We start from the raw sequence: 8101 nt of genomic DNA on the forward strand, positions 1-8101 counted from the left end.
CACCGGTGGCCAGACGCTGGTGTGCCTCGGCGGCGCGCGAGGCCGGCAGCAGCTCGCCGACGCGGAGGGTCAGCTCGCCGTTCTCCGCCTGCGGGCGATCCGGTGGAGCAGGGCGGTGTCGGTGGCGGCGCTGTAGGAGGAGATCGGGTGGATGGCGATGCCGCGTTCGGTCGGGCCCGTCCAGCCCTTGAGGCTGACCAGTGCTCCGCCGTCGGCGACCGCCCCGAGCGCCTGCGCGTTGAGGGCGGCGCAGTCGATCAGTGCGGGTGCTCCGCCGGACAGTGCACCGCGGATGTCGGATGTGGCGTTCCGGCGCCGTAGCACGACCTGGTCGGCGCCCAGGGCCCGTACCGTCTTCTGGTCCGCTTCGGATGCGTAGGCCAGCACGGTCAGGCCGTCCGCCTTCGCCGTCTCGACCGTGTAGCCGCCGACCGCTCCCGCAGCTCCTGCGACGACGAGCGTCGTGCCGGGGGCCAGAGCGAGCGCGTCGAGGGACGGCCGCGCGGTGATCGCGTTGAGCGGTAGCGTGGCGGCCTGGGGGAAGGTGGCCTTGCGGGAGCCGGCACCACCGATGCTTGGTGGACGAGTAGCTGCTCGGTGTAGGTGCTGCCGTGCGGGCCGAACGGCATGACGTAGGCGATCGCGTGGTCTCCCACGGTCAGCCGCCCGTCGGTGCCCGGTCCGAGCTCGTCCACCACGCCGGCCACGTCCATGCCGGGCACGTGGGGGACAGGGCGCGCTGTGAGTTGGTCGGTTCGTCCTCCCGTGCGGATCGCGGGTCCTGTTCGCTTCGAGTTGTGCACGGTCCTCTGCCGGTCTTTCGTGCCGTCAGAACCGCTTCATGCCTGCGGTTGCGCCTGGAGCTGGGTAGTCATGAACGTGTTGAGCTCGGTGACGTAGGCGTGCTCGTTCGGTCCGGCGTTGTCCCGGTAGACGCGAGCCTGCTCGACGACGATCTCCTCGCTGTCGGTGTCCAGTGCCTCGATGGTCTGGGCGATGAACGCCTCGACCGGCATGGCCCGCTGGTCGCCTTCGGCGCCGACCAGGCCGGTGGCCACCCACGGCGGCACGATCTCCTGGACACGGACAGAGCTGCCGCGCAAGGCGAAGCGCTGAGACAGGGCGTAGGAGTGCAGCGCGGCCTTGGTGGCTGAGTAGACGGCGTACGGCGCGAGCGGCGTGAAGGCCAGCGTGGAACTGTTGTAGACGACGGTGGCGTTCGGCCGGCGCTTGAGGTGGTCGATGAATGCCGAGGTGGTGCGGATGGTGCCGAGTAGATTCGTGGTGACCTCGGCGGTCAGCACGTCCTCGTCCAGTGGCGCGGCCGCGTCGTCGGCCAGCATGATGCCGGCGTTGTTGACCAGGACGTTCAGGTCCGGGTGCTCGTCCAGGACCTGCTTGGACGCCCGGGCGATGCTGGCGGGGTCGGCGATGTCGAGCTCGACCGTGTCCATGCCGGGGTTGGCGGCGGCGACTTGGTCCAGGACGTCGCGTCGGCGGCCGGCGATGATGACCGTGTTGCCGAGGTGGTGCAGGGCCTCGGCCAGGCCGCGGCCGATGCCGCTGCCGCCGCCGGTGACCAGAATGGTGTTTCCGGTGAGCTTCATGAGGTACTCCTCGGGGTCTCAGACCGCGGCCAGGGCCGGGTAGTCGGTGTATCCGCGGGCGCCGGAGGCGTAGACGGTGGTCCAGTCGATGTCGGTGAGCGGGGCTCCGGTGGCGAGCCGGGCGGGCAGGTCGGGGTTGGCGATGAACGGGCGGCCGAAGGCGACCACGTCGGCGAGCCCTGATGCGACCAGGCGGGCGGCCCGCTCGGCGTCCAGCTCGACGTTGGCGATGAGCGTGCCGTCGAACAGCGGCCGGAAGTGGGCGAACATGCCGTCGCCGCCCAGTCCGTCGAGCGGGGTCGCGGTCAGGTCGTGCGTGGCGCCCATCACCAGCAGGTGTGACAGGCCGTTCAGGCGGGAGATGACGTACTCGGCGGCCGGCAGGGTCTCGTCGTTGGCCTCGAACGGGCCGGTCTCGTGCATCGGGCCGATCTTGACGCCGGTCCGTTGCGGGCCGACAGCCGAAGCCACCGCATCGGCGATCTCCAGGGTCAGCCGGGCCCGGTTCTCGATGGAGCCGCCGTAGGCGTCGGTGCGCTGGTTGGTGGCCTTGTTGAGGAACTGGGCAGGCAGATAAAGGAAGTTGGCGAGGATCTGGACGCCGTCGAACCCGGCGGCGATGGCGTTGCGCGCGGCGGTGGCGTAGTCGGCGATGGTCTGACGGATCTCGGCCGTGGTCATCGCGCGAGGCGTGACCGTGGGCTTGCGGCCGGTCGGGGTGACGCTGCGCTGCTGAGGGTCGACCGCGGAGGCCGACAGCGGGAGTGCTCCCTCGCGCAGGTCGGGGTGGGAGATGGCCCCGGTGTGCCAGAGCTGGGCGATCATCCGGCCATCGGCTGTGTGCACGGCCTCGGTCACCTGCCGCCAGCCGCGGATCTGCTCGGGGCTCCACAGTCCGGGCGTGTCGGCCCAGCCGAAGCCGTCCGGGCTGATCGCGGTCGCCTCGCCGACGATGAGGCCGGCAGAGGCTCGCTGGGCGTAGTACTCGGCCTGCAGCGCAGTCGGCACATGACCGGGGTTGTCGGCGCGCATGCGGGTCAGCGGTGCCATCGCGATGCGGTTGGGCAGCTCCAGGTCGCCCATCCGGACCGGTGTGAACAGTGGTGCGACGTTCATTGTGTGCTCCTCTCACCCACTCACAATGTCGTTCGACATCGTCTTATGCCCGATCTGTCGACATGTCAATGTCGATCGACATCGTGTACGGTGAATGAGCCAGAGAGAGGGAGGTGCAGGGCATGGGTGTGTCGCGGCAGAAGGCGGCGCAGAACCACGACGCGATCGTGGCCGCCGCGGAAACGCTCTTCCGTCAGCGTGGAGCGGAGGCGGTCGGCCTGGTGGAGCTGATGGCGGCCGCCGGGATGACCCGAGGCGGCTTCTACAACCACTTCGCTTCCAAGGGAGCGCTGGTGGACGCGGTGGTTGCCAAGGCCATGACCGATGGGCTGGCCAATTTCACCGCGGCCCTGGACGCGTCCGGCGAACGCGGGGTCGACCCGGTCGACAGCCAGATCGACTGGTACCTGTCATCCGAGCACCGCGCCGACATCGACCACGGCTGCCCCAACGCGGGCTTCCTCGGCGACGCCCCCCGCCTCGACGACGACGCCCGCGCCCGCTACACCACCGGACTGACCGCCAACCTGCACCGCTTCAGTCAGGCCATCCAGGACGTCACGGGACTGGACGAGAAAGAAGCCTGGTCGCGCACGCTCGCCCTCTTCAGCCAGATGGCCGGCGCACTCCTGCTGTCCCGCGCAGTCGCCTCCACCGACCCGGAACTGTCCGACCAGCTACTCGCCGCTGCCCGCCAGGACCTCCACACCCGCGCCCACCACGGCTGAGACCCCGCCCTCACTCGCAGGTGACCTACCCGCCGGTCCGCCGGCGTCCTCCGGCGCAGACAACGGAAGCCTCGTGGAACGCCCGGCACCGAGGAAGGCGTCGACCGGATGCTGCCCGCCGACATCGCCCACAGCCTGCGGGCGAGGGCGCGAGTCGTGGTATCTGCCCCACATCATCGCCAGCCTGGAGGGACGGCGCTGGAGGCGGAACAGCCGGCCCCTGCGCTCGACCTGATGGCTGCGCTCAACGATTCGCTGCAGCGGGAGAAGGCGGCCCGAGGTGAGGGCGCGGGGCCGGCCCCGTAGCGCCGAGCTAGAGGAGACCCGCCGCGGCACGCCTTGCTGGCCCGGGCGGTGCCCGTTGCCCGTGGGCGGGCGCTCAGGGGCATGCGTTCGTGAACCGCACGTGGGGCCGCACTGCTCGCCCGGTCACCACCACTGCAGGATACTGGCCGGAATGCAAGAAATGTTTGATTATGTGCGTGCTCGGCTGTCATCCGCGGTGAGGGGGCGGCTGTCCTGTGCCATCGAACCTTGGTGATCGTGAAGTTGTGCCACCGAAGGTCGCGCAGCCAGACGTGCACGCGCCGAGGCGCGACGCTCGGCGCGTCGTTGACCTGGGATGATGCCCCCATGGAAACTGGATTCCCTTGGGGATCGACGCCGACCGTCGATCTCCGCCTGTGGCGCTCCGACGCGATCGTGCTGTTCGACTGGCTGATGAACACCGACCTGAACACCGTGCCCATCACGCACCCGGCCCAGAAGCAGGCGCTCACAGACCTGTTTGCACGCCTGGAAGAGATGGACGTCGCCGAGTCCACCAAGGAAGAGATCGCCGCCGCCCAGGGCGAGGTTGCCAAGGACATGGGCTGGTAGATCGCTGGCAGCGATGAAACGTGGATGGCATGCGCTCAAGGATCGGGGGACAGGACAGCGGCTGGCCGCTGTGTCCGGGTGATGGTGAGCGGCCGGGAGGGCGGCGGGGTAGAGCAGGCTGTGCCCGTATTGGGTTCGTGCGCGGTCGGTGATGGCTTCGATTGCCAGGGGCTTGTCGTCGGACCTGATCGTCCACCGCAACAACCAGCAGGGAAGCGCCCCCCAGCAGGACGGCCGCAGGGTTAAGACGGGGATCTCGTAGAACACCACGAAGACCTATGAGTCGAAGTTCGGCGTCGTGTGGCAGGTAGCGTCACTGCACCTCGGTGCGGTCCGCATAGAGGATCGCGTTCATGATCTCGTGCAGGTCATGCCCGAGCTGAGGCCCGGCTCCTTCGGGAGGTACTCCCACTGGATGCCGGTGCGCAGCACGTACAGGATCCCGCACAGCACATTCCGGTCCGGCAACGCCTTACGGCCCGGGTGTCGGAAGCGCCGTTCGCGCTGCGGCAGCAGCGGCTCCAGGCGATCCCACAGCTCATCCGACACGATCCATGGCGATGTCCCCACACCGAGCCGAACGCTCAACTCCCACCCCGGACACGGCAACCAGGGGCGATCCACCTCATTTGTCAGCCGCTGTAAGAGGCAGATGACGGGAAGGACAACAAATCAGCTGCCAGCCGAAAAGTCACGGCAGTTGACCGATCGCTACGGCTGCTAGTCACGGTTCCGCAGGGCACTGACGCCGTTGACATCGGCGAAATGTTGATAGGCATGAGCCTGGCCGCGCGCATCGCGAAGCCCCCGGGTAGCCGCTGCTTCGATCCGATGCGCTTCGGGATTGAGCGGCATCCGTCGTCGCTCTCGGCGGACAAGCACGATCATGGGGACCGCTAGAAGTGACACCACACCCGCCAGCGCCGCAACCATGTACCCCATCGTCCCCCCCCGCAATCGCCTCAGACCGTCGTCGTGAGCGGCGGACCGCCTTCGCTCATCGAAGACTGCCCGACCAACCGTACTTACCCAGTTGCCCGACGTGAACGGCATGTTCCGGCACCAAGACACGGCTGAACGCTGCCGACTACCGGCAGGGCTGCGCCGGGCGTCGACCGGTTGTGGATCGTGGACGGCACCCTGATCCCGGTCCGTGACCGAATACCTCGCCGCCTGCCCCCAGCGCGGAGTCGCCGCCGGCGACTCCCACGGCACCGAAGGCCGCATCCGAGCCGCCCGCTTCCCGGCCCGGAAGTCTTTGGAGGATGGAGGACTTCGACTTCGACCACCAGTGCGGTCCCTGAAGCGAGAAGCGATTGCTCAGCTGGGAAGCCTCGACTTCATCGCCGGGGAGGAGAACGTGATCTTCCTCGGGCCGCCCGGAACAGGCAAGACCCACCTCGCCACCGGCCTCGCGATTAGGGCCTGCCGTGCCGGCCACCGCGTCGCCTTCGTCAGTGACCGACCGCCTCCTCCACCACGCCGAAGTGATCAGCCCCAAGGGAGGCAGCTACCGTCTCCGCGACCGCGACCGCGACCTCGACCGCGACTTGGTCCGCACCCGGCCCGGCAGGGGAGAGTCGCCCTGCCGGCCACCTGGATGTCTGTCGCAGCGTCCTCGGTTTCATCCGTCGGACGCAACGCCGATGCGGGCCAGTACCGCGGAAGTGCCGTCCTCTGTGGCGATGCGGCGCGCGAGTTCGACCGCGCGCTGCCGGTGGGCGGGATCGGCCATGCAGGCTGTGATCGCCTCGGCGAGGGCTTCGGCGGTGAGCTCGTGGAACGGCAGCGGCCGCGGGGCGACTCCGAACCGGTGCAACCGGGCCGCCCAGAACGGCTGGTCGGCCATGACAGGTACCGGCACGGCGGGCACCCCGGCGCGCAGTCCGGCCGCTGTGGTGCCCGCCCCGGCGTGGTGGACGACGGCGGCCGTGCGAGGGAACAGCCAGTCGTGCGGGAGGTCACCGATCGCCAGAACGTCATCGCTGGCCGCGCTCAGGCCGGCCCACCCCGCCTGCACCACCGCGCGCACCCCCGCCCGAGCCACTGCCGCTGCCACCAGCTCGCCCAAGCGTTCCCCCTGGCCCGGTGCCATGCTGCCGAACCCGATGAACACCGGGGGCGGACCGGCCTGGAGGAAGTCGACCAGCTCGGCCGGAGGCCGCCAACCTCGCGGCCGGACAGGCCACCAGTAACCCGTCACCTCGACGTCGGACGGCCAGTCCGCCGGGCGCGGTACCACCGAGGGACTGAAGCCGTGGAAGACCGGCCGGATCTTTCCTGCCTGCACCGGTCCCACGACGGCGGGTAGCCCGAGCCGGGTGCGCAGCCGCGTCAGGACCCCTTCCTGGAGGGTCCCGGCCTGCGCCAGCAGCGCCCGGCCCGCAGCGAGGTTGCCGTCCGGCCCCAGGTCGTCGGCGCCCGGCACGCCGGGCAGCGGGAATTCCCTCGTGGCGAAGGCTGGTGCGAGGTAGGTACCGATGACGGGGACGGCGAACGCCTCACCGGCCGCTTGGCTGAGTGATGCGGGGCCGAACGCGGTGAGCACCAGGTCGGTGCCGTCCGCCACGGCCGCCAGCACCCCATCTGCCAGCCGGTCCAAGAACGCCGAGGTCACCGTCCGCGCCTCCTTCGGTGACGCCGCCAGAGCGCGGTCTCGGATCAACTCCCGCGGATCCCCCGGCAGAAGCCGGTGGTTGAGGCCGCACCCGGCGACGAGGCCAGCGAAGGGCAGGTGCGCGGCCACGGCGACCTGGTGCCCGGCGTCCAGCAGACGCTGCCCCAGGCCCGTGTACGGTGCGACGTCCCCGCGCGAACCGGCGGTGACGATCAGAATCCGCATGTGATGATCCTCCTCGGCGAATGCCGCCCCGGACGCGCCGGAGGGCGGCGGTCGCCGTGGACGCTAACGGCTCCCGCGCGGTGGAGGTTCAACCAGCTGTGACGCACGGCATACATGGAGAGGGCACGGTGGGCATCGGTGAGCTGGCCGCACGCACGGGGCTGCCGGTGAAGACCATCCGCTATTACTCCGACATCGGGCTGCTGCCCGAGAGCGGACGCAGCCGAGGCGGCCACCGCAGGTACGCCGCGGACGCGCTGCCCCGGCTCCGACTGATCCAGCGCCTCCGCGCGCTCGACACCCCAATCGCCGCGATCGCCACCGTGATGACGGGGGAGCACTCCCTGGCCGACGTCGTCACCCGCGAACTGGACACCGTCCAGGCGCACATGCGTGAGCTGACGTGGCGCCAGGGGATACTCCGGAGCCTGGACGACTGCCCCGAGCTGGAACGACTTCGCCGCCTCACGCTGCTCGCCGAGGTGGGCAAGCTCGACGAGGCCCACGACCGCCTGGTCCGTTACTGGCACTGGGCGCTCCCGACCAGCTTGCCGCACCGCTTGACCCGGGCCGTCATCGAAGGCGCGGTGCCCGTACCACCAACCACCCCGACCAGCACGACCGTCCTCGCTTACGCCGAACTCCACGCGCTGACCAGCGGAAACGACCGGCGTCGCCAACCGCAGAGCCACCAGGTCGGCGACGTCGCGTCGTTCTACTCCGGGATCATGGACGCTTGTACGCTGGCCGCCGAGGCCCTGGCCTCCGGCTGCCCGGCCCGACGCGCCGAGGCACTCGACCACTTCGTACGCACCTACGCCCGCATCAGCGGCCACGACGACACCCCGGCGTTCCGTGCACACCTCAGCATCCGGTTCCGCCACGCAGCGCACCCCGGCTCGTTCCCGCTGCGCTACTGGCGACACGCC

The 8101-nt window shown here is 69.8% G+C and carries 9 protein-coding genes and 2 pseudogenes; 4 read left to right on the top strand and 7 right to left on the bottom strand.

The window, feature by feature from the left end:
- Positions 1-69: 69 nt before the first annotated feature.
- From AQI95_RS06440 to AQI95_RS06450, 4 genes are read right to left on the bottom strand one after another with little or no spacing between them, the layout of a single operon-like run.
- Complete coding sequence (locus AQI95_RS06440; protein ID WP_067118595.1) at positions 70-387, bottom strand: hypothetical protein; 318 nt, start codon at positions 385-387, stop codon at positions 70-72.
- Positions 388-389: 2 nt separating this feature from the next.
- Complete coding sequence (locus AQI95_RS50320; protein ID WP_425264862.1) at positions 390-803, bottom strand: alcohol dehydrogenase catalytic domain-containing protein; 414 nt, start codon at positions 801-803, stop codon at positions 390-392.
- Between the two features lie 36 nt (positions 804-839).
- Positions 840-1607 (bottom strand): SDR family oxidoreductase, encoded by a 768-nt coding sequence (locus AQI95_RS06445; protein WP_067118598.1) that lies wholly within the window; start codon positions 1605-1607, stop codon positions 840-842.
- An 18-nt stretch (positions 1608-1625) separates the two neighbouring features.
- Entirely contained in the window at positions 1626-2723 is a 1098-nt protein-coding gene (locus AQI95_RS06450) for an alkene reductase (protein ID WP_067118601.1), read from the bottom strand.
- A gap of 122 nt (positions 2724-2845) precedes the next feature.
- On the opposite strand from AQI95_RS06450, the gene AQI95_RS06455 reads away from it, so the two are divergent.
- Both AQI95_RS06455 and AQI95_RS06465 read left to right on the top strand, forming a co-directional pair.
- Positions 2846-3451 carry a TetR/AcrR family transcriptional regulator gene (locus AQI95_RS06455; protein WP_067118604.1) on the top strand — a complete coding sequence of 202 codons (606 nt, stop codon included), beginning with the start codon at positions 2846-2848 and terminating at the stop codon, positions 3449-3451.
- A 633-nt stretch (positions 3452-4084) separates the two neighbouring features.
- On the top strand, positions 4085-4330 hold the full coding sequence (locus tag AQI95_RS06465; protein WP_067118611.1) for a hypothetical protein: 246 nt from the start codon (positions 4085-4087) through the stop codon (positions 4328-4330).
- 357 nt (positions 4331-4687) lie between these two features.
- On the opposite strand, the pseudogene AQI95_RS06470 reads toward AQI95_RS06465, so the two are convergent.
- A pseudogene (locus AQI95_RS06470) lies at positions 4688-4939 on the bottom strand (transposase); the annotation flags it as partial.
- Positions 4940-5050: 111 nt separating this feature from the next.
- A complete protein-coding gene (locus AQI95_RS47235; protein WP_159056475.1) occupies positions 5051-5263 on the bottom strand; it encodes a hypothetical protein in 213 nt (70 codons plus the stop codon).
- 220 nt (positions 5264-5483) lie between these two features.
- Here AQI95_RS47235 and AQI95_RS44565 point away from each other — a divergent pair.
- Positions 5484-5777, top strand: a pseudogene (locus tag AQI95_RS44565) (ATP-binding protein); the annotation flags it as partial.
- Positions 5778-5954: 177 nt separating this feature from the next.
- Here AQI95_RS44565 and AQI95_RS06475 read toward each other — a convergent pair.
- On the bottom strand, positions 5955-7172 hold the full coding sequence (locus AQI95_RS06475; RefSeq protein ID WP_067118614.1) for a glycosyltransferase: 1218 nt from the start codon (positions 7170-7172) through the stop codon (positions 5955-5957).
- A 98-nt stretch (positions 7173-7270) separates the two neighbouring features.
- Between AQI95_RS06475 and AQI95_RS06480 the strand changes: the two genes are divergently transcribed.
- Positions 7271-8101, top strand: an 831-nt coding sequence (locus AQI95_RS06480) for a helix-turn-helix domain-containing protein (RefSeq protein WP_067118868.1), incomplete at its 3' end; no start/stop codon positions are given.

The sequence above is a fragment of the Streptomyces yokosukanensis genome (assembly GCF_001514035.1).
In the GTDB taxonomy this organism is placed as follows: domain Bacteria; phylum Actinomycetota; class Actinomycetes; order Streptomycetales; family Streptomycetaceae; genus Streptomyces; species Streptomyces yokosukanensis.

What these genes read in the sequence shown, in the direction of transcription:
- AQI95_RS47235 (WP_159056475.1), bottom strand. Translation starts at nt 5,263, where the DNA reads ATGGTTGCGGCGCTGGCGGGTGTGGTGTCACTTCTAGCGGTCCCCATG.
- AQI95_RS06475 (WP_067118614.1), bottom strand. Translation starts at nt 7,172, where the DNA reads ATGCGGATTCTGATCGTCACCGCCGGTTCGCGCGGGGACGTCGCACCG.
- AQI95_RS06450 (WP_067118601.1), bottom strand. Translation starts at nt 2,723, where the DNA reads ATGAACGTCGCACCACTGTTCACACCGGTCCGGATGGGCGACCTGGAG.
- AQI95_RS06445 (WP_067118598.1), bottom strand. Translation starts at nt 1,607, where the DNA reads ATGAAGCTCACCGGAAACACCATTCTGGTCACCGGCGGCGGCAGCGGC.
- AQI95_RS06455 (WP_067118604.1), top strand. Translation starts at nt 2,846, where the DNA reads ATGGGTGTGTCGCGGCAGAAGGCGGCGCAGAACCACGACGCGATCGTG.
- AQI95_RS06465 (WP_067118611.1), top strand. Translation starts at nt 4,085, where the DNA reads ATGGAAACTGGATTCCCTTGGGGATCGACGCCGACCGTCGATCTCCGC.